23 protein-coding genes, 1 tRNA gene and 1 rRNA gene are annotated in these 26,469 nt (G+C 32.8%); 15 read left to right on the forward strand and 10 right to left on the reverse strand.

The window, feature by feature from the left end; genetic code table 11:
- The 3 genes from rrf to BMX42_RS13470 form a co-directional block, all read left to right on the forward strand.
- Positions 1-87, forward strand: a 5S ribosomal RNA gene (gene rrf, locus BMX42_RS14665); the annotation flags it as partial.
- 304 nt (positions 88-391) lie between these two features.
- Positions 392-1,603 (forward strand): glycosyltransferase family 4 protein, encoded by a 1,212-nt coding sequence (locus BMX42_RS13465; protein ID WP_091315589.1) that lies wholly within the window; start codon positions 392-394, stop codon positions 1,601-1,603.
- Positions 1,603-2,112, forward strand: coding sequence for a MepB family protein (locus BMX42_RS13470; RefSeq protein WP_091315593.1), 510 nt, complete (start codon positions 1,603-1,605; stop codon positions 2,110-2,112). Before BMX42_RS13465 ends, BMX42_RS13470 begins: the two co-directional genes overlap by 1 nt.
- 58 nt (positions 2,113-2,170) lie before the next feature.
- Here BMX42_RS13470 and BMX42_RS13475 read toward each other — a convergent pair whose 3' ends face one another.
- Together BMX42_RS13475 and BMX42_RS13480 are read right to left on the reverse strand one after the other, a co-directional pair.
- On the reverse strand, positions 2,171-2,884 hold the full coding sequence (locus BMX42_RS13475; RefSeq protein WP_091315596.1) for a ZIP family metal transporter: 714 nt from the start codon (positions 2,882-2,884) through the stop codon (positions 2,171-2,173).
- A complete protein-coding gene (locus BMX42_RS13480) occupies positions 2,884-3,627 on the reverse strand; it encodes a class I SAM-dependent methyltransferase (protein ID WP_091315599.1) in 744 nt (247 codons plus the stop codon). The genes BMX42_RS13475 and BMX42_RS13480 overlap by 1 nt, the downstream gene beginning before the upstream one ends.
- 243 nt (positions 3,628-3,870) lie before the next feature.
- Here BMX42_RS13480 and BMX42_RS13485 point away from each other — a divergent pair, with 243 nt between their 5' ends.
- Together BMX42_RS13485 and BMX42_RS13490 are read left to right on the forward strand one after the other, a co-directional pair.
- Positions 3,871-5,037, forward strand: coding sequence for a THUMP domain-containing class I SAM-dependent RNA methyltransferase (locus BMX42_RS13485; RefSeq protein WP_091315601.1), 1,167 nt, complete (start codon positions 3,871-3,873; stop codon positions 5,035-5,037).
- Between the two features lie 12 nt (positions 5,038-5,049).
- Positions 5,050-5,283 (forward strand): hypothetical protein, encoded by a 234-nt coding sequence (locus tag BMX42_RS13490; protein WP_091315603.1) that lies wholly within the window; start codon positions 5,050-5,052, stop codon positions 5,281-5,283.
- Positions 5,284-5,363: 80 nt separating this feature from the next.
- Here BMX42_RS13490 and BMX42_RS13495 read toward each other — a convergent pair whose 3' ends face one another.
- Genes BMX42_RS13495 through rlmD form a run of 3 tightly spaced genes read right to left on the reverse strand, consistent with a single transcriptional unit; the run spans position 5,364 to position 7,979 of the window.
- Positions 5,364-6,089: a DUF6048 family protein gene (locus BMX42_RS13495; protein WP_245748297.1), complete on the reverse strand. Its 726-nt coding sequence runs from the start codon at positions 6,087-6,089 to the stop codon at positions 5,364-5,366.
- A complete protein-coding gene (locus BMX42_RS13500) occupies positions 6,070-6,564 on the reverse strand; it encodes a DUF6452 family protein (RefSeq protein WP_091315610.1) in 495 nt (164 codons plus the stop codon). The genes BMX42_RS13495 and BMX42_RS13500 overlap by 20 nt, the downstream gene beginning before the upstream one ends.
- A gap of 2 nt (positions 6,565-6,566) precedes the next feature.
- Positions 6,567-7,979, reverse strand: a complete 1,413-nt coding sequence (gene rlmD / locus BMX42_RS13505; protein ID WP_091315613.1) for a 23S rRNA (uracil(1939)-C(5))-methyltransferase RlmD — start codon at positions 7,977-7,979, stop codon at positions 6,567-6,569.
- A gap of 68 nt (positions 7,980-8,047) precedes the next feature.
- Between rlmD and BMX42_RS13510 the strand changes: the two genes are divergently transcribed.
- Together BMX42_RS13510 and rocD are read left to right on the forward strand one after the other, a co-directional pair.
- Positions 8,048-8,596 carry a DUF1697 domain-containing protein gene (locus BMX42_RS13510; protein ID WP_091315616.1) on the forward strand — a complete coding sequence of 183 codons (549 nt, stop codon included), beginning with the start codon at positions 8,048-8,050 and terminating at the stop codon, positions 8,594-8,596.
- A gap of 118 nt (positions 8,597-8,714) precedes the next feature.
- Positions 8,715-9,959, forward strand: a complete 1,245-nt coding sequence (gene rocD / locus BMX42_RS13515; protein ID WP_091315620.1) for an ornithine--oxo-acid transaminase — start codon at positions 8,715-8,717, stop codon at positions 9,957-9,959.
- A gap of 70 nt (positions 9,960-10,029) precedes the next feature.
- Here rocD and BMX42_RS13520 read toward each other — a convergent pair whose 3' ends face one another.
- Positions 10,030-10,671: an outer membrane beta-barrel protein gene (locus BMX42_RS13520; protein ID WP_091315623.1), complete on the reverse strand. Its 642-nt coding sequence runs from the start codon at positions 10,669-10,671 to the stop codon at positions 10,030-10,032.
- Positions 10,672-10,800: 129 nt separating this feature from the next.
- Positions 10,801-11,415, reverse strand: a complete 615-nt coding sequence (locus tag BMX42_RS13525; RefSeq protein WP_091315626.1) for an outer membrane beta-barrel protein — start codon at positions 11,413-11,415, stop codon at positions 10,801-10,803.
- Between the two features lie 539 nt (positions 11,416-11,954).
- On the opposite strand from BMX42_RS13525, the gene BMX42_RS13530 reads away from it, so the two are divergent.
- Both BMX42_RS13530 and BMX42_RS13535 read left to right on the forward strand, forming a co-directional pair.
- Positions 11,955-16,916 carry a PKD domain-containing protein gene (locus BMX42_RS13530; RefSeq protein ID WP_091315628.1) on the forward strand — a complete coding sequence of 1,654 codons (4,962 nt, stop codon included), beginning with the start codon at positions 11,955-11,957 and terminating at the stop codon, positions 16,914-16,916.
- Positions 16,917-17,020: 104 nt separating this feature from the next.
- Positions 17,021-18,424, forward strand: a complete 1,404-nt coding sequence (locus BMX42_RS13535) for an RCC1 domain-containing protein (RefSeq protein ID WP_177169176.1) — start codon at positions 17,021-17,023, stop codon at positions 18,422-18,424.
- A gap of 40 nt (positions 18,425-18,464) precedes the next feature.
- On the opposite strand, the gene BMX42_RS13540 is transcribed toward BMX42_RS13535, so the two are convergent.
- Both BMX42_RS13540 and BMX42_RS13545 read right to left on the reverse strand, forming a co-directional pair.
- Positions 18,465-18,539, reverse strand: a tRNA-Val gene (locus tag BMX42_RS13540).
- Positions 18,540-18,619: 80 nt separating this feature from the next.
- Positions 18,620-19,834 (reverse strand): bifunctional folylpolyglutamate synthase/dihydrofolate synthase, encoded by a 1,215-nt coding sequence (locus BMX42_RS13545; protein ID WP_091315633.1) that lies wholly within the window; start codon positions 19,832-19,834, stop codon positions 18,620-18,622.
- A gap of 126 nt (positions 19,835-19,960) precedes the next feature.
- Here BMX42_RS13545 and BMX42_RS13550 point away from each other — a divergent pair, with 126 nt between their 5' ends.
- Positions 19,961-20,674: a MotA/TolQ/ExbB proton channel family protein gene (locus tag BMX42_RS13550; RefSeq protein WP_091315637.1), complete on the forward strand. Its 714-nt coding sequence runs from the start codon at positions 19,961-19,963 to the stop codon at positions 20,672-20,674.
- Positions 20,664-21,065, forward strand: a complete 402-nt coding sequence (locus BMX42_RS13555; protein WP_091315640.1) for an ExbD/TolR family protein — start codon at positions 20,664-20,666, stop codon at positions 21,063-21,065. The genes BMX42_RS13550 and BMX42_RS13555 overlap by 11 nt, the downstream gene beginning before the upstream one ends.
- Positions 21,066-21,101: 36 nt before the next feature.
- Here the strand turns inward: BMX42_RS13555 and ygiD are convergent, their stop codons facing one another.
- The gene (ygiD, locus tag BMX42_RS13560; RefSeq protein ID WP_245748298.1) at positions 21,102-21,932 is read right to left on the reverse strand and encodes a 4,5-DOPA-extradiol-dioxygenase; all 831 of its coding nucleotides are present in this window, start codon (positions 21,930-21,932) and stop codon (positions 21,102-21,104) included.
- 150 nt (positions 21,933-22,082) lie between these two features.
- Between ygiD and BMX42_RS13565 the strand changes: the two genes are divergently transcribed.
- The 4 genes from BMX42_RS13565 (at position 22,083) to BMX42_RS13580 (ending at position 26,283) form a co-directional block, all read left to right on the forward strand.
- On the forward strand, positions 22,083-23,099 hold the full coding sequence (locus BMX42_RS13565) for a quinone-dependent dihydroorotate dehydrogenase (protein WP_091315648.1): 1,017 nt from the start codon (positions 22,083-22,085) through the stop codon (positions 23,097-23,099).
- Between the two features lie 23 nt (positions 23,100-23,122).
- The gene (locus BMX42_RS13570) at positions 23,123-23,506 is read left to right on the forward strand and encodes a hypothetical protein (protein WP_091315650.1); all 384 of its coding nucleotides are present in this window, start codon (positions 23,123-23,125) and stop codon (positions 23,504-23,506) included.
- Between the two features lie 85 nt (positions 23,507-23,591).
- Complete coding sequence (locus BMX42_RS13575; RefSeq protein ID WP_091315653.1) at positions 23,592-24,173, forward strand: non-canonical purine NTP diphosphatase; 582 nt, start codon at positions 23,592-23,594, stop codon at positions 24,171-24,173.
- Positions 24,174-24,291: 118 nt separating this feature from the next.
- Entirely contained in the window at positions 24,292-26,283 is a 1,992-nt protein-coding gene (locus BMX42_RS13580; RefSeq protein WP_091315656.1) for a DEAD/DEAH box helicase, read from the forward strand.
- Positions 26,284-26,469: the final 186 nt, after the last annotated feature.

Raw genomic sequence — 26,469 nt, forward strand, 5'->3', positions numbered from 1 at the left:
TCACCTCTTACCTTTCCGAACAGAGAAGTTAAGCCCAACTGCGCAGATGGTACTGCAGTTATGTGGGAGAGTATGTCGCCGCCTTCTTTTATTAAAGCCTCAATCTTTTAGATTGAGGCTTTTTTTTTACCTATATATCGTCTCGTTAGAATAACGAGACGATATTTTTGTTTATAGCAGTTTGTATCTTATGAAAACCTACGCGTTAGTGGGTGAAGCGGCATCCTTTTATTTTGTTGCTTATCTATTTTAGCTTCCTCAAGACAAAACGCTACAACAAAATAAAAGATATAGCGAAACACACGACCTCGTTGTAGTAATTAAATTGATTTGAATTGCATACTTCTGCAACGAGGGAACGCCCAGAAAAGAAAACTTCGTATATTTGGGCATGAATAAAATTTTAATCATTAGTTCAGTTTGGGTTGAGCCTAATTCTTCTGCAGCGGGTAGTAGAATGTTACAGTTAATTCGTTTTTTTCAATCGGAGAAGTATAATATTGAGTACGCATCGATTGCTTCTGAAAGCGAATTTTCTTTCGATTTGTCTAGTTTAGGGATTATTCAGCACGCTATTCAAATTAATGATACTAGTTTTGATGAATTATTGCTTCAAATTAATCCAAGCATGGTGCTCTTTGATCGTTTTATGGTGGAAGAACAATTTGGTTGGCGCGTTTCAAATGTGTTGCCCAATGCAATTAAAATCTTAGATACGGAAGATTTACATAGTTTGCGTCACGCCAGACACGAAGCAGTTAAGAAAAATAGCGAGAGTTTAAATTTTAATTCGGATGTGGCAAAAAGAGAAATTGCATCCATTTTTAGATGTGATTTGTCGCTTATGGTTTCGGATCATGAGATGAATTTGTTACAATTGATTTTTCAAGTTCCAAAATCTATTTTATTTTATTTGCCGATTTGGATTGAGAATTTCACTTCAGAACAACCAGATTTTCAAACTAAACAAGATTTTGTTTTTATTGGAAACTTTTATCACGAACCTAATTGGGATTCAGTTTTAGTCTTGAAAAATGAAATTTGGCCTACATTAAAAGAGTTACTACCAAATGCTAAACTAAATATTTACGGAGCTTATCCTACTCAGAAAGTACATCAATTGCATAATCCGAAAGAGCGATTTTTCATACATGGTAGAGCGGAAAGTGCAGAAGAAGTGATTCGTTCGGCGAGAGTTTTATTAGCGCCAATTCGTTTTGGAGCTGGAATTAAAGGAAAATTATTGGAAGGTATGGAATATGGAACTCCATCAGTTACAACTTCAATTGGGGCAGAAGCGATGCAAGATAATTTGCCATGGAATGGATTTGTAACTTGCGATTTTTCGGATTTTATTGACAAAGCAGTTGAATTGTATTCTAATCAAGAAATTTGGGAGCAGGCTGTGGAAAATGGATATGATATCATTCAACAAAAGTTTATGTTTTCAATTTATAAATCTAAATTTTTGGATGTGTTAAATGAACTTCAAACTAATTTGAAATCACATAGAAATAATAATTTCATTGGACAAATGCTGCAATTTCATACAATGAGAAGTACGGAATTTATGTCAAGATGGATTGAAGAAAAAAATAAATAATGGGAACCAATAAACAATTAATTTCTGAACTTCTTCCAATTAAAGAATTGGTTTACGACAAATGTAATTTCGAATTTTCTAATCTTCTGATAGATTCAGAAAGCGAAGAATATCAAGCTTGTTCATTCAAACTTAATTCATTTCAAATTATACATCGACTTTCAAAAATTACACCAACTAAAATTGGTCAGTTTGTAACGATTTGGAAAAGAAATGACAAAGGAATAACTGCGCCATTTGATGTATCTGATGATTTCGACTTCATAGTAATCACTTCAAAAAGTGAAGAAAATTTGGGTCAATTTGTTTTTCCGAAATCTGTATTGTTAGAAAAAGGAATAATAAGTAATAACAATACGTCTGGGAAAAGAGGTATTAGAGTCTATCCACCTTGGGATATTCCAACAAGTAAACAAGCTGAAAAAACGCAGAACTGGCAAATAAAATATTTCTATTCGATAAATAATGATTCTTTTGATGTTGAATTCTTAAAGAAATTATTCAAGTAAATATACTTAATAACTCAATATTTTAAAAACTTTGCGACTTAGTGTCTTTGTGGCTTTTTTACATAAAACTAGCCAATACTATTCCTAAAGCGATGACCACTAATTTGGCTAAATTGAATTTATGACCTTCGCTACTTTCAAAAATGATGGTTGACGAAATGTGGAATAAAATACCAATTACGATCCCAGATAACTGCGAATAATAATTTGTAATAAAACTCAAATTATCGGCTAAAAATGTTCCAATTGGCGTCATAAACGCAAACGTAATCATGAAAAACAAAATTGCTTTTGAATTCAATTGTGCATTTTTGAAAAACGTAGTTAAAATAATAGCAATTGGAAAGTGATGAATAGCAATTCCGTAAGCTAAATGTGGGTGTTTGTTAATTGGTAAACCTTCTAAAAGTGCGTGTAAACACAAACTGAAAAACAACAACCATGGAATATGAGAAATCTTGCTATGTCCGTGAACGTGTCCGTGTTCTGCGCCTTTTGAAAAATATTCTAATATGATTTGAAATACAATTCCAATCATAATAAAAATTCCGATTTTAGAATGGAAATGCCCTTCGTGACCAGGTTCAGTTATAATTTCTTCACTGTGATACACTTCTGGAAGTAAATGCATTACCGTTAATGATAATAAAAACGCACCACTAAACGCTAATAATAATTTTAAGTTTTTCTTGCTTTTTGGAGCAAAAAATATGGCGAAAATATATCCTAAAATAACAGATAATAATGGAAAAAGATAAATAGTGTAGTTCATTATTTAAATAACAAAATTAGACGTTCTGATTGTGATTTGTAGAATTTTCTCAACTTATAATCGCCGAAAATTTCTAATAAATAAATGCCTGCTTCTTCCATCATTTCTTCAAAATCTGCTAAAGTGAAAGCGGAAACTTTTTCGGTAAAGAAAAAAGATTCGCCTTTGTCTTCAAAACGGATTTCTTTGATGATTTTCTTGTTTTCAACTCGTTTTTTAATATTAAAAACAATTCCATCAATTTCTTTAGTTTCTTCAGCTACTAAATTCTCAAGAATAAAATCGGCATTGAAAAAATCAATTACACCAAAACCATATTCGTTGATGCTTTCTTTAATCGCTTTTAAGGTTTTGATATTATCTTCATGCGTATCAAAATAACCAAAACTCGTAAATAAATTAAAAACAGCATCATAAGTTTCGTTCATCGGTTCGCGCATATCGTGCGTTTTGAACTGTAAAGTTTCGTTTGAAGATTCTTTGGCAATCGCAATACTATTTTCGGATAAATCGACTCCAGTTACCTGATAACCTAATTTGTTTAAGTAGATAGAATGTCTTCCTTTTCCACAAGCTAAATCTAAAATAGTTCCGTTTTCAGGCATATTTAGATAATGCGTGATGTTATCCATAAAACCTTGCGCTTCTTCATCGTTTCTGTTTTTATACAAAATGTGATAATATGGTGTATCGAACCAAGTGCTGAACCAATTTTCTGAATTTTTTGCTGTAGAATCTGACATTTATCTGTTTGGAAATTATGAATCAACAAATTTAATGTATTTTTGCAAATAATAATAAGCGAAGTGAAACTAAAACAGTTTTACTTTTGCCACGAATTTTCGAATTAAATTTTGTTGCAATGTTTTATTCGAAAAATTATCGACTATGTCGATTCGAATTGAACGCATTCAATATAAAATTAGTGCATTCGTGGCTAAAAAAATGTAATTAATAATTAAATTCTCTCTGAGGGAAAGAGGTCTATGGAAAATTTTAAAATGGTTGCCAAAACTTTTTTTGGTTTTGAAGAAATTCTGGAAAAAGAATTGTTCCAATTAGGAGCACAAAATGTGGTAAAAGGAACTAGAAGTGTTAGTTTTCAAGGTGATAAAGGTTTTATGTACAAGGCAAACTTGGCTTTACGTACGGCTTTAAAAATTCTAAAACCCATTCATACATTTAAGGCTTATAACGAGCAGACTTTATATGATGGGATTCAAAAAGTTGATTGGTCGGATTATTTAAAAGTGCAACAATCGTTTGTGGTGGAAACAACTTTATATTCAGAGCAGTTTACACACAGTCAGTTTGTGGCGCAAAAAGTAAAAGATGCGATTGTAGATCAGTTTAAAACCAATACTGGCGAACGTCCAAGTATTGATAAAGATTTTCCAGATTTACGTATTCACATACATATTGACAGAGATTTTTGTACGCTTTCATTAGATACTTCAGGTGTTTCATTGCACCAACGTGGTTATAAAACGGCTACGAATATTGCTCCAATTAATGAAGTTTTAGCTGCCGGAATGTTAATCATGTCAGGTTGGGATGGAAATGCACATTTTCTGGATCCAATGTGTGGAAGTGGAACAATTGTGGCTGAAGCAGCTATGATTGCTTGTAATATTCCAGCGAATATCAACAGAAAAGAATTTGCTTTTGAAAGATGGCCAGATTGGGATTCGGAATTATTCGATAAGGTTTTAGAATCGTTATTGAAGAAAACTAGAGAATTTCATTATACAATTATTGGTTGCGATAAAGCGCCAAGTGCAGTTGAAAAAGCGAAAGACAATATCAAAAATGCTAACTTAGACGATTATGTAACAATCAAACAAGCAGATTTTTTCCAATCGGAGAAAGATGTGGAAGGTCCGTTGCATATTGTTTTCAATCCACCTTACGGAGAACGTTTAAATATTGAAATGGAGCGTTTCTACAGAGAAATTGGTGATACAATGAAGCAGAACTATCCAGGGACAAATGCTTGGTTTATTACGGCGAATTTGGAAGCTTTGAAATTTGTAGGATTACGTCCAAGTAGAAAAATAAAATTATTTAACGGAAAGTTAGAAGCGCGTTTGGTGAAATACGAAATGTATGCCGGAAGCAAGCGAACTAAATTTCAAAATAGAGAAGAAGAATAAAATTTTAAAATTATGTCTAAACAAACAAAATCATTAGTTTTTAATATGTTAGGATTTTTAGTCCTTTTTATTGCATTACGATTTATTGTAGCAACTTACACAGGATTTACAAGTTGGCAAATTCCGTTAGCAGCGTTTGTGGTTGCGACCATTTTAGCACCAAAATTTCAAGTAGTAAGAACCAATGAAGGTGAAAAGTTATTTATGAAATGGCTTTTTATTAAAGGTGTGAAAGAGATTAAATAATCAAATTCCAAAAATAATAAATCCCAAATTCCAATTGTACTAATTAGAATTTGGGATTTTTGTTTTAAGTCAAAAAGCAATTATTGTTTAACTTCTTTAACTTCTTTTGCTTTGGGTGTGCTTTTATATAAGGGTATAAAATAACTTACAGTGTAATTAAATCCTGCACCAAATTTGCTGCCTTCGTAGGTTTTGTTGAAACCTGGAATGTATAAATTAGCAAATCCTTCTGGTTCTTTATTGGAAACTAAATAGTTCAATCGCAACGAAAATCCAACATATAAATTGTTGAAAACTTCTGCTTTTAAACCACTTATTACTTCAATCCAACTTGCAGAAAGTCCGTTGAATTCTTGTCCAGAAACAATAGTATTTGTTCCATAAAAATTTCCCGGTTCATAAATGTTATAGGAATTCAATTTCTGACTGAAACTCCCAACACCAGCTCGCATTCCAACATAAATCATATTCTCCATATCAAGCCAATTTTCATAGGCATTAAAATCAAAACCAACTTTAAAATAAGTTCCTTTTGTAGTATAATTGATGTTGTCGTCAAGTGTGGTTTTGTCTTCGTTACCTAATTCTCCAGAGATATAGAATTTCTTCGTAATTCGGTAATCACCAACTAATTCTAAACCTTTGTAATTTTTATCGTATAGCGATTTTGTTAAACGATGTAAATCGACACCTAATCGTAAACCATAACGTTGTGGGATTTTAACTGTATCTTTTGCTTTGTTTTGTGCATTATTTTCTACTGAAAAACACAAAAGAAAAACGAGACTAAAAATATATTTTAACATGTGTTTCATTTTCGTTTTCAATATTAGGTTGAGATACAATTATGTTTTGAATCCAATTGTTTCCATCTGCAGTTACAGAAACTGGATTTGTAGCGTCTAGTGTATAAATCGTTTTAAAGCCACAAGCACGAGAAATATATGCTGTTTTTCTAGTATAATTGAAGATAACTTCGTCTTGATTATCGTTTGTATTATCTTCATCACTTCCGTTTTCAATAAAATAAAAAACGGATGAATCTTGAAATGTTTTTAATGGAATTTTCGCTTTACTCACACCGTTAAATCCAAATCCAATTGTAAAATCGGTATTGAAAATCCCTAAATTCACAACGTTTTTAAGAACTGTCGGATTAGCACTGTCATAAAATTCAATTATAACTTTTGGAGTAGTTGGCGTCGTTTCGTCACAAATATCATCTTTTTCGCAACCCGAAAAGAAGAAACTGATTAACAATAATAGAAATAGCTTTTTCATACTTATCTTTTTTCTAAAAGTACAACATTTTCTACGTGATGTGTTTGTGGAAACATATCAACTGGACGAACACGAGTTACTTTGTACATTTCATCTAATAAAGCTAAATCACGCGCTTGAGTAGCCGAATTACAACTCACATAAACAATTTTTTCAGCTCCAATTTTCAATAATTGCGCTACAACATCTTTATGCATTCCATCACGTGGTGGATCAGTAATTACCACATCTGGATGTCCGTGAGTGTTGATGAAATCGTCATTGAAAACGTTTTTCATGTCACCTACAAAAAACTCACAATTGGTAATGTTATTACGAGTTGCGTTTTCTTTTGCATCAGCAATTGCTTCTGGAACAGCTTCTACACCAATTACTTTCTTTGCTTTTTTCGAAACGAATTGTGCAATTGTTCCTGTTCCTGTATATAAATCGTACACTAATTCTTCACCAGTTAATCCAGCGAAATCTCTAGTGATTGCATATAATTCATAAGCTTGTTCAGAATTGGTTTGGTAAAACGATTTCGCGTTAATGCTAAATTGTAACCCTTCCATTTCTTCTAAAATATAATTTCTTCCTTTAAAAGTAATAATATCTTGATCGTAAATCGTATCGTTAAGTTTTTGATTGATAACGTATTGTAGCGAAGTTACATTTGGGAAACGTTCTGCTAAAAAGTTCATTATCAATTCAATTTCTTTTTTGTTGTTGTCGTAAAACTGAATTAAAATCATCAATTCACCTGTTGAAGCGGTACGAATCATTAAGGTTCTCAATAAACCAGTAACTTCTCTTGGATTGAAGAATGACAAGTTATTTTCGTTCGCAAATCGACGAATTTCGTTTCTAATATCGTTAGAAGGATCTTCTTGTAAATGACATTTAGTAATGTCTAAAATTTTATCCCACATTCTTGGAATATGAAATCCTACGGCATTTTTATTGTCTAAATCTGCACCAGATGCTACTTCTTCTGGCGTCATCCATCTTGTTGATGAAAAACCAAATTCCATTTTATTTCTGTAGAAAAATTGCTTTTCCGAACCTAAAATTGGTTCAAATTCTGGCATTTCAATTTTTCCAATACGTTTTAAATTATTGTAAACTTCGTTATGTTTGTAATGTAATTGTTGGCTGTACTTCATGTTTTGCCACTTACAACCTCCGCAAACACCAAAATGCTCGCAAACAGGCTCTGTTCTGTGCTCCGAAAACTCATGAATTTTAATGGCTTTACCTTCGTAAAATGCTTTTCTTTTTTTCATGGTTTGAATGTCGGCCACGTCACCTGGAACGACATTCGGAATAAAAATTACTTTACCATCTGGGGCTTTTGCCACCGATACACCTTTTGCACCTGCATCAAGGATTTGTACGTTTTCGAATACGATTCTTTCTGTTCTCTTTTTTCCCATGTTGCAAAAATAAGAATTGTTATGCGGATTAGATAAATTATTTTACATTTATAACAAAATTTTAGAGGATGACAACACACTTAGCACTTTTACGTGGTATCAACGTATCGGGACATAATATGATTAAAATGGATGCATTGAAAAAAATGCTGGAAAATATGGGCTTTCAAAATGTAGAAACGTATATTCAATCGGGTAATGTTTTTGTGGATTCGGAAGAGGAGAATGCAGCTAGTGTAGGTTTTAAAATCAAACAAGAAATTTTTAGAGAATTCGGTCATGATGTACCAGTTGTGACAATTGGGAAAGAAGATTTAGAATTATGCTTTAAAAACAATCCGTATTTGAAAGAGAAAGAGTGTGATACGAAGAAATTATACGTGACATTTATCTCTAAAGAATTGTCGCCATTAGCTTTAAATGATTTGAAGATTAGTAATTTCAAACCAGATGAAGCTGCAATTGATAGCAGTAGAATTTATATCAAATATGCCATTGGCGCTGGAAAAACCAAATTAGACCAAAAGTATATTGAGAAAAAACTAAACGTTGTAGCTACAATGAGAAATTGGAATACGGTGACTAAATTACTAGAAATGTATAATGAAAGATTGTAAATAAAAGATTTAAACTTTTAAGACTTAAACCTTTAAACTTTTTCATATTTTTGTAGATTATGGATGATTTCTCTCCAAAAGTAGGAATTGCGATTTGACAATCAATAAAAAATAAATCATGTCAGTTTTAGAAAAAATCAGTTCAGCAGAAATTATTGCGTTAGAAGACAAACACGGAGCACACAATTATCATCCACTACCTGTGGTTTTAAATAAAGGTGAAGGAGTATATGTTTGGGATGTAGAAGGTAAAAAATATTACGATTTTTTATCAGCATATTCTGCGGTAAATCAAGGTCATTGTCATCCGAAAATTGTTGGAGCAATGATAGAACAAGCACAAACATTAACGTTAACTTCTCGTGCATTTTATAACGACAAGTTAGGTGTTTACGAAAAATTCATTACCAATTATTTTGGTTTCGATAAAGTATTGCCAATGAATACAGGTGCTGAAGCAGTAGAAACGGCTTTGAAAATTTGTAGAAAATGGGCTTATGAGAAAAAAGGAGTAGCCGAAAAACAAGCACAAATTATTGTGTGTGAAAATAACTTCCACGGAAGAACTACAACAATTATTTCGTTTTCAAATGACGAAAATGCACGTAAAAACTTCGGTCCATTTACAGATGGATTTATAAAAATACCTTATAACGATGTGGAAGCTTTAGAAAAAGCAATTACTTCATCGCCAAATATTGCAGGATTTTTAGTGGAGCCAATTCAAGGTGAAGCTGGAGTTTATGTTCCTTCTGAAGGCTATTTAACAGCGGCAAAAGAGTTGTGTGAAAAACATAATGTATTGTTTATTGCTGATGAAGTGCAAACTGGAATTGCAAGAACAGGTAAGTTGTTAGCAGTACATCACGAAAACATTCAACCAGATATTTTAATTTTAGGTAAAGCTATTTCTGGTGGAGTTTATCCAGTTTCTGCGGTTTTAGCTAATGACGAAATTATGAATGTGATTAAGCCAGGTCAACATGGTTCTACTTTTGGTGGAAATCCAGTTGCTGCTGCGGTTGCAATTGCTGCTTTAGAAGTGGTTACTGATGAAAAATTAGCAGAAAATGCTGATAAATTAGGTAAAGTTTTCCGTTCTGAATTAGATAAATACATTCAAACTTCTAACATTGCGACTTTGGTTCGTGGAAAAGGATTGTTAAATGCGATTGTGATTAATGACACAGAAGAAAGCGATACGGCTTGGAACATCTGTATGAAATTAGCCGAAAACGGTTTGTTAGCGAAACCAACTCATGGAAATATTATTCGTTTTGCACCACCATTAGTAATGACTGATGAGCAATTATTGGATTGTGTGAATATTATTATCAACACGTTAAAAGAATTTGAAAAGTAAAATTTTTAAATTGATGGTATAAAAAAATCCCGATGTTAATCGGGATTTTTATTTTATATAAAATCTTAGATTAGAATTTTAAAGCAAGACCAAACATAACTTTAATTCCACTTAAAGTAGCTTTTCCAGTGAATTCTTCACCGTCAAAAGTTTGTTTAGATTTTAAGCTATTTCCTTCGTAACCTACATTAGCTGTAATACCAACGATGTCAGTGAAGAAGTAGTTACCACCAGCGTTAATTCCATAGTTTAAACCAGAATATTTAGTTTTGCTATCTCCAGCATATGCAACAACTTTGTCTTTACCAGTTGTGAAACCAACAGATGGACCAGCATATACGTTGAATTTTTCTTCGTTTAAGAAGTAGTAACGTCCAGAAGCGATTACTTTGAAAGTAGATATAGATGGTTCAGTATAACCATAAGAGTCATAAGAGTCAAGGTTTTTTGGAGTTAAAACTGCAGTACCAACTTCTAAACCAATACCAGCAGAGAAGCTTTCAGCAATACCATATTGGAAATTTGCACCAAATTGAGCACCATTAGCAGTTGATTTGTATTCTAAAGAACCAGCTTCGTCAGCTTGAGAAGTAGAAGTTCCTGATAAAAATCCTCCCATTACATTTACATGCATTGTTCCTTTTTGGTTTGATTGTGCGTTACCTAACGTAAACGCTAATACTGCAACAGCAGATAGTAATACTTTTTTCATTTTGTTTTGTTTTTAAATTACGTGCCAAAAGTAAAATTATTTTTGTAATAAAAAAATTATTAGTAAGAAATATATTTCATAAAAAAACCCGCCAATGGCGGGTTTTTGTTTTGTATAAAATTCTTTTTATTAGAATTTGTATAATAAACCAAAGTTTATTGAATTCATGTCTAATCTTAAACCAAAGTTATCAGTTGATTCAGCACCAGCAACATCTGGCTTAGACGTGTTGTAACCTAACATTCCCCAAGTTGCTTCAATAGCAAAGTTGTCAGATAAGAAGTAGTTAACTCCTGGAGCAAAAGCTACACCAAAACCATTAGATTTTCCTTCCATAGATGGAAAACCAGTAATATCAGTTGTAGTTTTTGAAGAAGTCATGTCAACTCCTAATTGAGCAAATACTGAAAATTGAGAAGATGGAGTAAAGTAATATCTACCAAATACACCAGCTGAAAAATCATTAGTTTTTTCAATTGTGTCAACACCATCATCGTTTTTAGTTGATTCTAGACCTAATTTAACACCAACTGCAATGTTTTCAGTTACGAAAAAACCTACTTTTGGAGAAAATGTAAAACTAGTTTCTTTAACATCTGCTGTTGAAGATGAACCAAAACCAACAGCTCCAGAAACAAAAACATTACCTTTAGAGAAACCTACTCCTGTAGTTTCTTTTTCTTCTTGTGCATTAACAAAAGTTAATGAAAATACTGCTACTGCAGTTAATAATACTTTTTTCATTTGTTTATTTTTTAAAGTTATGGGTCAAATATAAAATGTTTTTTTTGATTTTAGACTCCTTTTTTTGTGGTTATTAACATTTTTTTCAACACTTTTTCTTATTGATATTGAAAATCAAATAGTTACAAAAACCTCGTTATTTAAGGATTTTAACTAAAAACGACGATTTTCGGCTTTAAGTTATTAACATTTGACTAAAAACCCATTTTTGATTATGAAGGTTTTTGTTAACAAATCTAAAAGAATTTGTGATTTTTTAGAGAAAAGTGTGTTGGGTTTAATTGCTTTTTGGCGACAAAAAGAAGTAGTTATTTGTTGTGTTTTGAGGTCTTAATGTTCTTTTTTGTCAATTTCAATCAAAAATGTTCTTAATGATTTTTTTGTTACATCAATTACGGATTTGCCGTAATTTAGATAATAGTTAAATTATATTTTTGTTTAAAAGTTATAAGTGTTTTAAAATAAATCAATTAAATGATTTAAATCCTCAATTTAAAACCGAATATCAACTCTCGTTGTAACTATTAAACCTTTATATTATGCAAGAAAACGAAAAAAGTAGCAGAAAATATTTGCTGTTTTTCAACATTAAAACAATTTGGGTCTTCCTTTTGTTTTTGTCTTTACAATTAAGTTTTGCTCAAAGTACGACTGGTATTGCTTTAAGTTGGAATAAATCAGTAGGTTGTCAAACCTACGGTGAAGAAGGTGACCCTAGAGATGGGAAAGAACCAGTATTTTTAGAGGATATTGGTAGCAGTGATTGTATAAAAGTTTGCGAATTTAGTTACGTGACTTATACATTATCTGGCCTACCAATGAGTTATACTACGGTTTGGCAAGCCAATGGTGGTACAGTTTCTTCATCTTCAAACACTTCATGTAATGTTACATGGGGAAGTGTTGGCTCTGCAGGACTTACTTTAACAATTACTACAGATACCGGTAATATTATTACTAAAAACATTTGTTTTGATAAAATACAACTGCCAACAGCTCTTTTTAATGTTGTTGATAATAATGAGTCTCCTGATAATTTTGGATGTACGAATCAGAATATTTATTTTACAAATCTTTCTCAAAATAATGGCGGAAGTGCTTTAGTTTCCTATTATTGGAATTTTGGTGACGGAACAACTTCTTCTGCTTTTGAACCTGTTCATGTGTATACTGTAGATAAGGAATACACAGTTAAATTAACAGTTACTAATGCATGTAATTGTAGTCAATCATATAAACAAACTGTTTTTATTAAAGGAAGCGGATTTGATATTACATGTCCGAGTGTCGTTTGTGAAAATAGTAATGAGATTTATTCTTTACCTTTTGATGGAAAAGAAATTTGCCACAACAATTTTAACTGGTCAGTAATTGGTGGAGATATTGTCAATCAAGGTGGAGGAAATGTAGAAGTGTTATGGAATAATATCGGGAACGATGGTTTCGGATATGTAACTTTTGATCCAAAAGATTGTAATTTAGATTGTTTGTCGCCAAGTACTATAAAAGTACCTGTTATTCAAGCTAAAGGATTTATTGATGGACCAACAGATATTTGTCTTGGTGATCAAGTAAGATTTAAATTACCACAATGGCCAACAACAGATTTTCAATGGCAAATTGCTGGTGACCCGAATGAGGCAGCTGTGAATATTATATTAACAGACCAACGAAACGAAGTAGTGCTAGAACCACTTGCTTTAGGTAGCTATACTTTAATTGCTACTTATATGAATACATTATTGCAATGTGGTGGTACAGCTAGATTAACATTTAATGTAACACAACCACTAGAAATTATAGGTGAAAATAATATATGTCAAAATGATTTTCAAACTTACACTACAATAAATAGTGATTATACAGATTGGACATTAATGAATGCCGCTGGGAGTGTTGTAGCAACTGCGCAAGGGTTTAGTTTTGATTATAATTTTGAGACAGCTGGAAATTATACTTTAGTAGCTGGAACTGCTGCTTTATGTCCTTTTAAGCAGTTTAAGATAACTGTTGTTCCGCAACCAGTAATAACAAGCGAAATCATTGAAGGAGAATTGGTGCCATGTCCAAATACATCATACACTTATTCTGTTGCTAATGCTGATCCTAATTTTTATTATACTTGGTCTGTTCAAAATGGGAGTACTATTGGTGGAAGTTTAGGGACACAGGTTAATGTAACTTTTAATGGTACTTCACCTGCGTCGGTTTCTGTTGTTAAAATGTCTTATAATCCTGCATTTTGTAGTTCAGAGCCATTTGTACAAGATGTTACAATTAAGAAAATTAGAGCAGATGTGTCAAATACGAATTTAGCAGTTTGTGCTAATTCTGTAGCGTCTTATCAGGCTAATATTTCTGGGACTTCTACACTTTATACAGAAGGTGATAGTTATGTTTGGACACTAAGCAACCCATCTTTGGGAAGTATTAATGGACAAGGTACTAATAGCATAAGTATTACGTGGAATAACTTATTGACTACAACGACTGTAGATTTAGTTTTGGTTATTAAAAAATGTACTATAATAAAAACCATAACAAAAACGATTACTATTTATCCAAATCCAATTATTAGTATATCAACATCAAATTCAACAGTTTGTCCAGGTGCATCGGTGTATTTAAATTTAACTTCAACAGTTCCGCTTACGGGTAGTTTTGTTGTAAATTGGACAATAAATGGAGCAACTTATCCAGGAACTGTTGGAAGTACAATGTTTACACATCAGTTTCCTAATGTAAGCAGTTCTAACCTAACTACTAATGTAAGTGCGGTTATAAATAATGTTCCGGGTTGTTCAGGTTCTACTAATACAGCTACTTTAGCTATAACTGTTTTGCCAAAACCTCCTGCGACAGCATCTTTTACTGGAGAAAATGCATTTTGTGAGCCAACAGGTATTAATACAGTATTAGTTGTGTCTTCTAGTATGACTAATGTAAACATACAATGGTATAAAGACGGCGTGGCAATACCAGGTGCAATAAATGCAACTTATACAGTACCTCAAACTAGTGCAGGTTTTGGAAGTTATACTTTTATTGCTACAAGTACAATTACGAATTGTCAAACTACTTCTAATAATGTTGGTGTAACACAATTAAGTTGTATTCCATTAGATTGTACATTACCTCAAGAGCCAAATTTAACTAACACTTCAAGTTTTGATTGTGGGAAAATAGTTTTGGTAGGAAGTACAGATGTTGCTCCAATATCTCCTCCTTATTTTGATATTGTTGGGCCAACTAGTTCTTTAAATGTAACAGCTCCATTTGTAAATGTTACTTTACCAGGCGTGTATCACGTGTTATACACAGCTAAGTACATTTGTCAGAACAATGGGCAGGTTGTTAAAAAACAATTAAACGAAAATGTAATTGTACCTTATATTCCTAAAATTGGCTATACTGCCACATGTAGTGGTAATAATACTTTTGCAATTACTTTTATAGATCAAACTAATTATATAGTTGGTATACCAATAAGTAGTCCTAGTTTGCAGTTTGCTTATAAACTTGTCACGGATAGTGTATTTACAGTTGTTTCAGGTAATACTGCAACGCTGTCTACTGGTAATTATATCTTTAGAATAATAGTCGGTGGTACTGTGTACGGACAAGTACAACCAAGCTGTGAATCTTTGCTAAGTGCTAATTTAGCAGGTGTGCCTGCCGCGAATATAACTGTGAGTAATTTAAATTGTCATGATTCTCCTGTACAGTTTGGGTTCAATATACCAATGTCTTCAACGAATAATTATCTTTGGACATTTGAACCTGGTGTTACAAATACTTTAGCTTCACCACAGCGTGTGTTTAATACATCTGGTGCTAAAACGGTTACTGTAAAAGTTACTAATGCTTTAGGTTGTAGTGATACGTTTAGCACTACTATAATTATACCAGAGCCTTGTTTTAGTGGTAACATTAGTAGTACACCTCCAAATGCAACAGTGTGTCAAGGGCAAAGTGTAAGAATAGATTATACTCCTTCTATGAGTATGCCTAACAATTGTACGCCAACCTATGTTTGGATGAATGGTAATCTACCTGCGCTTGGAGCTACAAATAGCCCTACTTATTTTGCAACTGCTCCAGGTTTCTATTGGTTGAAACTTGTAAATGGTTCATGTAAATATAATTGTCCAGAATTAATCAAGCCTATATTTAATATAGCGCCAATGATAAAACTAGTTGTGCCTAGTACTGCATGTCAAGGTGAAACAATTACAGTAACTGCTATTACTACTGTGTCAGATATTACTTGGACAATTGATGGTGTGTTACAGCCTTCTGCAAATGGACAAGCTCAACCACAATTTACAATGAATACAATGAATGCACATACAATTAGTGCTACAGTTACTTCAAATGGTTGTTCTAATACCGCATCTCAAATAATTAATGTAAATGCTGTGCCAGGTCCAGTAAGTATAACTTCAACTTTAATTAGTTGTAATCCTTTTAAATATCAGCTTACAGCTACTGCTGCTTCTGGTGCTACATTTAATTGGAGTAACGGAGAAACAAATAATCCGCTTATTGTTACTCAAGGAGGTCCATATAAAGTTACAGCAACATCTGGTGGTTGTAGTGAAAGTACACAAATTGATGTGCCAAAATCACCAAGTGAATATATGTGGATATTCCCTAGCGGATGTTTCAATAATTGTTTAAAAGATGTAGCCACACTTATTGGTCCGCGTTTGCCATTAGTATATTGGGGTTGGTTATTAGATGGGAGTGTGATGAGCTCAGGAAACAATTCTTTTCCTGAACCATTTTCAATTGGTAACAATACTGGAAGTTATCAGTTGCGAATTAAATCTGGGCAGTGTGAGTTAACATCAGAACCTTTAAATTATACAGCAAATGATTGTGAGAATTGTAAAATAGACAGAGTAGTACTTGAGTCTGTTAATCAATTGCAATATCCATATTGTGCCTTCTCTGTAAGTTTAATCATTAGTAGTAGTTATCCAACTGATGTGCAAGTAACATTAGGTAGTGAAAACGGAAACATAATTGTTCAGCCAGCTGGTTTTAATTTACTTTCGGGAAACAACCCGTATAGCTTTACTTTTGTGCCTTTAGATGATTTGGCTTCTGGTAGTGTAGATTTCTTTATTACATATACAGATGTTGAAGGTAATATCTGTGTAACACGATTTAAACTAGATATTCCAACATGTAATGAAAATAATGGAGGTAGTAAGTTTGTACAAGAAAGTAGTAATGTAACTAAAGAAATAAAATCGGTAGTTACTATGTATCCTAATCCTGCAAAAGAATTAGTTACTATTGCTTACGAAAACATAAGTGCTAGTGCTATGATTGAGGTGTATGATTTAACAGGTAGATTGTTAAGTCACCATAATGCACAAAGTCAAACGGGTAATTGGCAGCTAAATACTAGTAATTATCCTGGTGGAATATATGTGGTTGTAGTTAAAGATAACAATCAAATTATAGTGCAACACAAATTAGTAATAGAATAAAAATTAAAATAAAAACACTTCCTCCTCTTTTTAAGGGGAGGTTTGTGTTTTAAAAATAGTTTAATTTTATGCTTTTAATAAATGTTACAGAAATGAAAATAAAAATGAAAACAAAAATATTTTTTACTATTGTCTTGTGGGGTATTACAATTACCGCACAAAGCCAAACTTGTTTTTCTAATATAAGCAGTGGAGCCTGGCATGTAAGTGCGCAAAAAACAGACGGAAGTCTTTTAGTATGGGGTAGTGGTGTGCTTGGTCAATTAGCTAATACTACTGGAGTAGATGAACCTGCCCCAGTAGCATTAGCTAATGGGACTAATTGGTTACTTGTAAAAAGTGGCAGAGCAAACACCTTTGCGATTAGAAGTGATAATACGCTTTGGGGTACAGGAAATAATGGTTATGGAGCTTTAGGGATTGGAAGTACAGTTGGAGAAATTTTTGAATGGACACAAATAGGTACAGCTAGTAATTGGGCAAAAGTTGCTGGAGGAGGTTATTTTACAATTGGGCTAAAAACCAATGGATCATTATGGGGTTGGGGAGAAAACACTACTTATCAAATGGGAAATAATACTTGTTGTGTCAATCAGCTAACGCCAATTCAGATTGGAACAGATACCGATTGGAAAGAAATTAACGCTTCTACATTTGTTGCTGCGGGTTTTGCTATAAAAAACAACGGAACACTTTGGGGTTGGGGTTCTAATGCTTCAGGGGTTTTATGTGATTATAGTTCTACGCCTAACAGACCAATTCCTGCTCAGCTAAACCCAGATACAGATTGGAAAAGTATTACTGCAGGTGGTGAACACATATTAGCTTTAAAAAACAACAATACGCTTTGGTCATGGGGTGCTAATCAATTTGGGCAACTTGGTAGAGATACTTCTCCTTCTAATGCTAGTATAGAAATTTTACAAGTTGGTACTGATACCTGGAAAATGGTTACCGCAGGTATTTCACTTTCTTATGGTATAAAAACAGATGGTACTTTGTGGGCTTGGGGTAAAAATGATTTAGGTCAATTAGGTAATGGTAATACTGTCAATCAATTTGCGCCAATACAAATTGGTACAGATAATAATTGGAATAGTGTGTCTTGTGGAGGTTATGATTTTGCGGTAGCTCTAAAAACTGATGGGTCACTTTGGACATGGGGGCAAAATAGTTTTGGACAATTAGCTAATGGTTCAACTGTTCCGGAATTGTTACCAACAAATGTTATTTCTTGTCCACTAAGTGCTGAGAGTTTTATTGCTCAAAATGTGAATTTACATCCTAATCCTACAAAAGAGTTTGTTATCATAGCTTATGAAAATTTGAGTAATACTGCTAGTATTGAAGTATATGATTTAATGGGAAGGTTGTTGAGTAAACATTACGCGAAAAACCAAACAGGTGACTGGCGACTAAATACAAGTAGTTATCCAACTGGAGTATATGTTGTAGTGGTAAAAGATAAGAACCAGATTATAGAGCAACACAAATTGCTTAAAGAATAAAACAAAAAACTCCTTAAAAAATTAAGGAGTTTTTTGTTTGTGGGCGATGAGGGGTTCGAACCCCCGACCCCCTCGGTGTAAACGAGGTGCTCTGAACCAGCTGAGCTAATCGCCCCAATAAAATGCGTTACTTCCGTATTGCGAGTGCAAATATACAGCTGTTTTCCGTATTTGCAAATAAAATAGTGAAAAAAATTAAATTATTTCTGCAACAACGAATGTGCTTCCGCCTATATATATAAGGTCTTTTGATTCGGAATTGGCAATTGCTTTTTTGTAAGCAATTGAAATAGAGTTGTATGTGTTTCCTTTTAAATTGTATGTTGCTGCTTTTTCTTGTAAAATTTTGGCAGATAAACCACGCTCAATTTTTGGTTTACTAAAATAATAAATCGCGTTTTTCGGGAATAATGGCAAAATGGAATCCAAATCTTTGTCATTTACTACTCCTAAAACAATATGTAATTGGTTGAATTTTTCCTTTTTTAATTGATTCATGACAATTTCAAGTCCGTGTGCGTTGTGAGCCGTATCGCAAATTACTTTCGGGTTTTCTTGTAAAACCTGCCATCTTCCTTGTAAATTGGTGTTTTGAACCACATTTAAAATTCCGTTTTTGATGTTTTCTTCTGAAATTTTAAAGGCGGAATTTAAATTTCTAAAAGTTTCAATTACAGTTTTCTTATTTTTAATTTGGTAATCGCCTAAAAGTCCGCAAGGATAATCTGGATGTTTTTTGTCTTGTGCAAAATGAATTTCAGAATTATTTTGTTTTGCTATTTCTAAAAATACAGGTTGAGTTTCCGAAGTATATTCACCAATCACAACTGGAATATTCGGTTTTATAATTCCTGCTTTCTCAAAAGCAATTTTTTCTAAAGTATCACCTAAAAACTGGGTGTGATCTTTTCCTATATTCGTAATTACGGAAAGTAAAGGTGTAATAATATTTGTAGAATCTAATCTACCACCCATTCCAACTTCAATAATAGCAATGTCTACTTTCTTATCTGAAAAATATTCAAATGCCAATCCAACTGTCATTTCGAAGAAACTTAATTGTGTATTTTCGAAAAACGATTTATGATTCAAAACAAATTGATGAACATAGTTTTTAGAAATCTTCTTCCCATTTATAGTAATTCTTTCTCTGAAATCTTTTAAATGTGGCGAAGTATATAAACCAACTTTATAACCCGCTTCCATAAATACCGAAGCTATCATGCTACTAGTAGAACCTTTTCCGTTAGTTCCAGCAACATGAATAGTTTTGAAATTTCTTTCTGGATGATTTAAATGTTCTACTAATAATAAAGTATTGGTCAAATCTTTTTTATAGGCAGAAGCGCCAACGTTTTGAAACATTGGTAACTGGTTAAAAAGCCAATTTATGGTTTCTTTATAGGTCATATTGTACTTATTTTAAAGATTTTCGACATCCAACAAAATAAAATCAGCTTTTTTTAGTTTTATACTTTAGAGAAAAATGTATCTTTAGTGCAAATTTCAAAAAATTAATTAAGAATAGTATTACTTATGACCGGATTTTTTTTACAAACTACTGTTGTAGATACAGTAGCACAAGCTGTGACTAATGCAAATGGCGCAAATACTCCACCTCCTGTTGAAGGGATATCAGTTTTAGAATTTATTTTAAAAGGTGGTTTTTTTCTTATTCCTATTATTATATTATTGTTTTATACTATTTATTTAATTGTAGAACGTTACTTATATATTAGTAAAACGACCAAAAATGACGATTTTCTATTGAAAGAAGTGCGTACACATTTAAATGGTGGAAATATGAATTTAGCGATTGGTGCTGCTGAAAGAGTCAATAATGCTACAGCAAGAGTGGTAAAAGAAGGGATTTTAACTATTGGAAGACCAATTGCTGAAATTGAATCGAACATGGAACGTATGGCTCAAATTGAATTGGGTGAAATGGAACGTAAAATGGGACAATTAGGTTTAATTGCTGGTATGGCGCCAACTCTTGGTTTCGTTGGAACAATTGGTGGGGTAATTAAAATTTTCTATAGTATTTCGATTACCGAAAATATTAGTATCGGAAATATTTCTGGAGGTTTATATGAAAAAATGATTTCTTCTGGAGCTGGACTTATCGTAGGTTTGATCGCTTACGCTGGTTATCACTTATTAAATGGAAGAATTGACCATTTCATGTTAAATGTTCAAAAACAAGTATTAGAATTTGTAAACATAATTCAGAGACCAAATGGCAATTAAAAGAAACAGACGATTTCATGCAGAAGTACATGCGTCCTCAATGAGTGATATCATGTTCTTTTTGCTGTTGTTTTTTCTTATCATCTCTACATTGGCAAATCCGAATGTAATTAAAATGACGTTGCCAAAATCGAAAACTAACGAAAAAACAAACAAACAATTTATAAGTATTTCAGTGACGGAAGACAAGGCGTTTTTCATAGATAAACAACCTGTTGATTTTGATAAATTGGAATCTGAATTGTTAGCCAAAATTGGTACAGATAAAGAACAAACTGTTGTAGTTCGTATTCCATTTAATTTACAAGTACAAGATTTAGTCGACGTACTTCAAATAGGAGTGAAGAATAACTTAAAGTTTGTGATTGCGACTAATCCGGGTAGTAAATAAATAAAAAAAAGAGTGATTTCTCACTCTTTTTTTTATTTACCCAATTTTTATAGAAGTCATACTCAAAGAACCAGCCAAAAGTTTATCATTAAACAACTGTATGTTTTCAGATTCATTTTTCAAACCTAAAGTATATAATAAAGGTAAATAATGATCTGGAGTTGGAATAGCTAAGTCAAACGCTTTTCCTTGTTTTTGGTAATTGATTAAATTCGCAAAATCGCCATCAATAATATTTTTGTTGATTTTTTCTCTAGCTTCAATTGCCCAATCAAAACCATAGTTGTCCTTGTTGAAATTCGCCCAATCTACCATTCGTAAATTGTGCACAATATTTCCGCTTCCAATTATTAAAATTCCTTTGTTTCGTAAGGATTCTAATTTTTGAGCCATATCAAAATGTGCTTGACCTGATAAACTATAATCAATACTCATTTGTATAATCGGAATATTCGCTTCAGGATACAAATGTTTAATCACGCTCCAAGCTCCGTGATCTAAACCCCAATCGTGATTCAATTCCACTTCTGTTGGAAGAATTAATTCTTTGGTCAATAGTGCTAATTCTGGTGAACCTTTTGCAGGATATTGCACGTCAAATAATGCTTTAGGAAAACCACCAAAATCGTGAATCGTTTGCGGCATTTCCATAGCAGTAACTTTCGTGCCTTTCGTAAACCAATGCGCAGAAATACATAAAATCGCAGTTGGGGTAGGAATCGTTTTGGCAATATTTCTAAAACCAGCTACAAATTCATTTTCTTCAATCGCGTTCATCGGACTTCCATGTCCTAAAAACAAAACCGGCATTTTTGCAGTATTTGGCAAAATGTCTTTATAACTAAATAATTCGTTAACTGTTTTCATAGCATATATTATTGGAGTCAAACTTAAAAGTCCTAAAAAATGTTTTCGATTCATGACTTAAATTTAATATTTGTATATACAAATGTATGAAAATAAATTCAAATGATTTGTTAAATTTTTATACTTTTGCAATTCAACACAACTCTTAATATGTATAAATTACTTTTACGTCCAATTCTTTTCTGTTTCGATCCAGAAAAAGTGCATTATTTTACCTTTTCATTGGTAAGATTTATTTCTAAAATTCCATTCGTTGCTTCAATTATAAAAGCTATTTATGTAGTGGAGGATAAACGTTTAGAAAGAGAAGTTTTTGGATTGAAATTTAAAAACCCAGTTGGATTAGCAGCAGGATTTGATAAAGACGCAAAATTATTCAATGAATTGTCAGATTTTGGATTTGGATTTATTGAAATCGGTACGTTAACTCCAAAGCCACAAGACGGAAATCCGAAGAAAAGATTGTTTCGTTTAAAATCAGATTCAGCAATTATTAACAGAATGGGATTCAATAATGGCGGAGTAGAAGCAGCTATTTTAAGATTAAAGCAAAATAATGGTGTTCTAATTGGTGGAAACATCGGTAAAAACAAAGTGACACCAAACGAAGAAGCAACAAGTGATTATGTAATCTGTTTTGAAGCGTTATACGATTATGTAGATTATTTTGTGGTCAACGTAAGTTCGCCAAACACACCAAATTTAAGGGAATTACAAGAGAAAGAACCTTTAACAAAATTATTGCAAACGCTACAAGATTTGAATAACACGAAAGTTAAAGCGAAACCAATTCTTTTAAAAATTGCACCAGATTTAACGAACGAACAATTATTAGATATTATTGATATAGTAAACGAAACAAAAATCGCAGGTGTAATTGCAACCAATACCACAATTTCTCGTGACGGATTAACGTCTGAAAATAAAGTAGAAATGGGTGGGTTGTCTGGAAAACCATTAACGAAACGCTCTACAGAAGTCATCAGATTTTTATCAGAAAAAAGCAATAAATCATTTCCAATTATCGGAGTAGGAGGAATTCACACTGCCGATGATGCTATCGAAAAATTAAATGCTGGTGCGAGTTTAGTGCAATTATATACTGGATTTATTTATGAAGGTCCACAATTAATTAAGAATATTAATAAGAAGATTTTACAAGGATAAAAGTAATTTCAAAGAAAATCAAGATGAATCTAAAAACTTATATTTCATTAAAACTTATACTGTTTGTTGTTTTTGTAATTATTATTGGTTTTCTAACTAGCTCAATTAATAGTGAAAGTAGAAGGCTAAAAAGTGAAAATGAAGAATTGATTTTTCATAAAAAAGTTTATAAAAGTATTATAGAACTTCCTGTTAATGATGTTGAGGGAAAAAAGAAATTATTGCAGATAGTGAAATCATCAGATTCTCAAGAGTCAATAGAGGAAAATTATTTTTCTTCATCAACTCTTTTGTATATTTTATTATTAGTTTTTAGTCTAGGAATTTATTTTATGGATATTTTAAACAAAAAAATAGAAATACTCAAAAATGAAGAGAGCGATGTTGAAAAGCAGCAAATGTTGTAAAGATTCTTAAAATTTCTTCAATCTGTGTTAGAAAACAAAAATCAGTAAAATCCATTCAAATCCGCGTCATCCGCGTACCCAACATATGAAATTAGTCTTCGCATCAAACAATAAAAACAAAATTGCTGAAATTCAGCAACAAGTGGGTTCACAATTTCAAATTGTCTCTTTAGAAGATATTGGTTGCTTTGTGGATATTCCGGAAACGTCAGAAACTATTGAAGGAAATGCGATTTTGAAAGCCAATTATGTCACAGAAAATTACGGTTTACCATGTTTTGCTGATGATACTGGTTTAGAAATCGAAAGTTTAAATAACGAACCTGGCGTATATTCTGCTCGTTATGCAGGTGAACACAAAAATGCTGAGGATAATATGAATTTGGTTTTAGAGAAATTAGCTTCTCAAACCAATAGAAAAGCGCAGTTTAAAACGATTATCGCTTTAAATATAAACAACGAACAACACTTGTTCGAAGGCATTGTAAAAGGTGAAATCACTACTGAGAAGTCGGGAAACCAAGGTTTTGGATACGATCCGATTTTTCAACCTGAAGGTTTTTCAACCACTTTCGCTGAAATGACTATGGAACAAAAAGCTGTGATTAGTCATAGAGGTATTGCAGTACAAAAATTGATAAAATTCCTTTCTAATTTATCTGAGTAACTGTAAATTCATTGTTAAAAAGCTATTACTTTAACGTAACTTTCTGAAAATCAATCATAAACAAATTAGTTTAATCCAAAATTAAATTCTACCTTTGCACCCAATTTAAAAATATATAATGAATAAATTTGAGCAATTAGGGTTAAACGAGTCGTTGTTAAAAGCAATAAGTGATTTAGGATTCGAAACCCCGTCGGAAGTACAGGAGAAGGCTATACCACTATTATTGGAAGATGACACAGATATCGTCGCTCTTGCCCAAACAGGAACAGGAAAAACCGCAGCTTTTGGTTTTCCGCTAATCCAAAAAATTGACCCATTCAACAAGCAAACACAGGTTTTAATACTTTCTCCAACAAGAGAATTGTGTTTGCAAATTACAAACGAGATTAAATTATACTCAAAATACATCGACGGTTTATATACTGTTGCAGTATACGGTGGAGCGAGTATTCATGATCAAGCGCGTGATATTAAGCGAGGAGCACAAGTAATTGTGGCTACACCGGGTAGAATGCAAGATATGATTAACAGAGGCATGGTGAATATTAAAAACATCAGCATCTGTGTTCTTGATGAGGCAGACGAAATGTTAAATATGGGTTTCTATGAAGATATTACAAGTATCTTATCAGACACGCCAAAAGACAAAAACACATGGTTATTCTCGGCTACAATGCCGCAAGAAGTAGCTAGAATCGCTAAAGAATTTATGAGAAACCCGCAAGAAATTACGGTTGGACATAAAAACTCTAGTTCAGCAAACATTTCTCACGAATATTATTTAGTTAATGCACGTGATAGATACGAAGGATTAAAAAGATTGGCAGATGCTAATCCAGATATTTTCTCAGTAATTTTTTGTAGAACAAAAAGAGATACTCAAGCGGTTGCAGAAAAATTAATTGAAGACGGGTATAATGCTGCTGCATTACACGGAGATTTATCGCAAGCACAACGTGATGGCGTAATGAAATCTTTCCGTGGTAGACAAATTCAAATGCTTGTTGCAACAGACGTTGCGGCTCGTGGAATTGACGTAGACAACATTACTCACGTAATCAATTATCAATTACCAGACGAAATTGAAACGTATACGCACCGTTCAGGTCGTACAGGTCGTGCTGGAAAATCAGGTACTTCGTTTGTAATTATTACGAAAAGTGAAATCAGAAAAATTCACTCTATCGAGAGAATTATCAAAACTAAATTCGAAGAAAAACCAATTCCTTCTGGAATGGAAATCTGCGAAATTCAGTTATTACACTTAGCAAATAAAATTAAAGATACAGAAACAGATCACGCAATTGATAATTATTTACCTTCAATTATGGAATTGTTACAAGACATTCCTAAAGAAGAATTAATTAAAAAGGTAATCTCTGTAGAATTTAATCGTTTCTTAAACTATTACAAAAAGACTAAAGATTTAGCGTCTCAAGATAGTTCATCAAGTAGAGCAGAAATTCCATCTGATGGTTCTGTAAGATACTTTATCAACATTGGCTCTAGAGATGATTACGATTGGATGTCTTTAAAAGATTATTTACGTGATACCTTGGCAGTTGGACAAGATGATGTTTTCAAAGTAGATGTAAAAGAAGGTTTCTCTTTCTTTAATACAAATGCTGATATGGCAGAAAAAGTAATGGAAGTTTTAAATGCTGTTGAGATTAACGGTAGAAAAATTAACGTTGAAATTTCTAAAAACGAAGGCGGAAGAAGTTCAGGAAGAAGAGACCACAACGGAAGAAGTGGTGGCGGAAGATCTGGTGGAAGCGGATTCTCAGGAAGACGTGAAGGTGGAAATTCTGGCGGTGGATACAGAGGAAACCGTGATGGCGGAAACCGTGAAGGTGGAGGTTATAGAGGAAATTCTGGTGGTGGAAATCGTGAAGGTGGTTTCAACCGTGAAGGTGGAAACAGAGAAGGTGGAAGTGGTTTCAGACCAAGAACAACATCTGGTGGAAGCGATAGAAGATCATCGTCATCTGATTCTCGCGATAGCGGAAGAAGAGGTGAAGGTCGTTCTTCAGAAGGTCGTTCAACGGAAAGAAGAAGTTCTGGCTTTGATAGCGCAAAAAGAACGCCAAGAAGATCAAATGACTAATATTTTAGTTTAAATATAATAATCCCGATTCGTTTATTCGTTTCGGGATTTTTTTGTTCCGAAAATTAATTTCACACAAGCTAACCACAAACTTGTCATCCTGAAAGGATCTCTTGTTTTTTGTTTTTAAAACTGCCGTGAATTATATTGCGTGAGACCCTTTAAGGGTGACAAACGTTGTGTTGT

The sequence above is a fragment of the Flavobacterium terrigena genome, from assembly GCF_900108955.1.
Lineage (GTDB): Bacteria > Bacteroidota > Bacteroidia > Flavobacteriales > Flavobacteriaceae > Flavobacterium > Flavobacterium terrigena.

Bases quoted from the DNA above. Each gene is read 5' to 3' on its own strand.
- BMX42_RS13555 (WP_091315640.1), top strand. From the start codon at position 20,664: ATGGCAATTAAAAGAAACAGACGATTTCATGCAGAAGTACATGCGTCC.
- BMX42_RS13500 (WP_091315610.1), bottom strand. From the start codon at position 6,564: ATGAAAAAGCTATTTCTATTATTGTTAATCAGTTTCTTCTTTTCGGGT.
- BMX42_RS13565 (WP_091315648.1), top strand. From the start codon at position 22,083: ATGTATAAATTACTTTTACGTCCAATTCTTTTCTGTTTCGATCCAGAA.
- BMX42_RS13475 (WP_091315596.1), bottom strand. From the start codon at position 2,884: ATGAACTACACTATTTATCTTTTTCCATTATTATCTGTTATTTTAGGA.
- BMX42_RS13510 (WP_091315616.1), top strand. From the start codon at position 8,048: ATGACAACACACTTAGCACTTTTACGTGGTATCAACGTATCGGGACAT.
- BMX42_RS13465 (WP_091315589.1), top strand. From the start codon at position 392: ATGAATAAAATTTTAATCATTAGTTCAGTTTGGGTTGAGCCTAATTCT.
- BMX42_RS13520 (WP_091315623.1), bottom strand. From the start codon at position 10,671: ATGAAAAAAGTATTACTATCTGCTGTTGCAGTATTAGCGTTTACGTTA.
- BMX42_RS13545 (WP_091315633.1), bottom strand. From the start codon at position 19,834: ATGACCTATAAAGAAACCATAAATTGGCTTTTTAACCAGTTACCAATG.
- BMX42_RS13550 (WP_091315637.1), top strand. From the start codon at position 19,961: ATGACCGGATTTTTTTTACAAACTACTGTTGTAGATACAGTAGCACAA.
- BMX42_RS13495 (WP_245748297.1), bottom strand. From the start codon at position 6,089: ATGTTAAAATATATTTTTAGTCTCGTTTTTCTTTTGTGTTTTTCAGTA.
- BMX42_RS13485 (WP_091315601.1), top strand. From the start codon at position 3,871: ATGGAAAATTTTAAAATGGTTGCCAAAACTTTTTTTGGTTTTGAAGAA.
- ygiD (WP_245748298.1), bottom strand. From the start codon at position 21,932: ATGAAAACAGTTAACGAATTATTTAGTTATAAAGACATTTTGCCAAAT.
- BMX42_RS13525 (WP_091315626.1), bottom strand. From the start codon at position 11,415: ATGAAAAAAGTATTATTAACTGCAGTAGCAGTATTTTCATTAACTTTT.
- rlmD (WP_091315613.1), bottom strand. From the start codon at position 7,979: ATGGGAAAAAAGAGAACAGAAAGAATCGTATTCGAAAACGTACAAATC.
- BMX42_RS13575 (WP_091315653.1), top strand. From the start codon at position 23,592: ATGAAATTAGTCTTCGCATCAAACAATAAAAACAAAATTGCTGAAATT.
- BMX42_RS13490 (WP_091315603.1), top strand. From the start codon at position 5,050: ATGTCTAAACAAACAAAATCATTAGTTTTTAATATGTTAGGATTTTTA.
- BMX42_RS13570 (WP_091315650.1), top strand. From the start codon at position 23,123: ATGAATCTAAAAACTTATATTTCATTAAAACTTATACTGTTTGTTGTT.
- BMX42_RS13580 (WP_091315656.1), top strand. From the start codon at position 24,292: ATGAATAAATTTGAGCAATTAGGGTTAAACGAGTCGTTGTTAAAAGCA.
- BMX42_RS13530 (WP_091315628.1), top strand. From the start codon at position 11,955: ATGCAAGAAAACGAAAAAAGTAGCAGAAAATATTTGCTGTTTTTCAAC.
- BMX42_RS13535 (WP_177169176.1), top strand. From the start codon at position 17,021: ATGAAAACAAAAATATTTTTTACTATTGTCTTGTGGGGTATTACAATT.
- BMX42_RS13470 (WP_091315593.1), top strand. From the start codon at position 1,603: ATGGGAACCAATAAACAATTAATTTCTGAACTTCTTCCAATTAAAGAA.
- rocD (WP_091315620.1), top strand. From the start codon at position 8,715: ATGTCAGTTTTAGAAAAAATCAGTTCAGCAGAAATTATTGCGTTAGAA.
- BMX42_RS13480 (WP_091315599.1), bottom strand. From the start codon at position 3,627: ATGTCAGATTCTACAGCAAAAAATTCAGAAAATTGGTTCAGCACTTGG.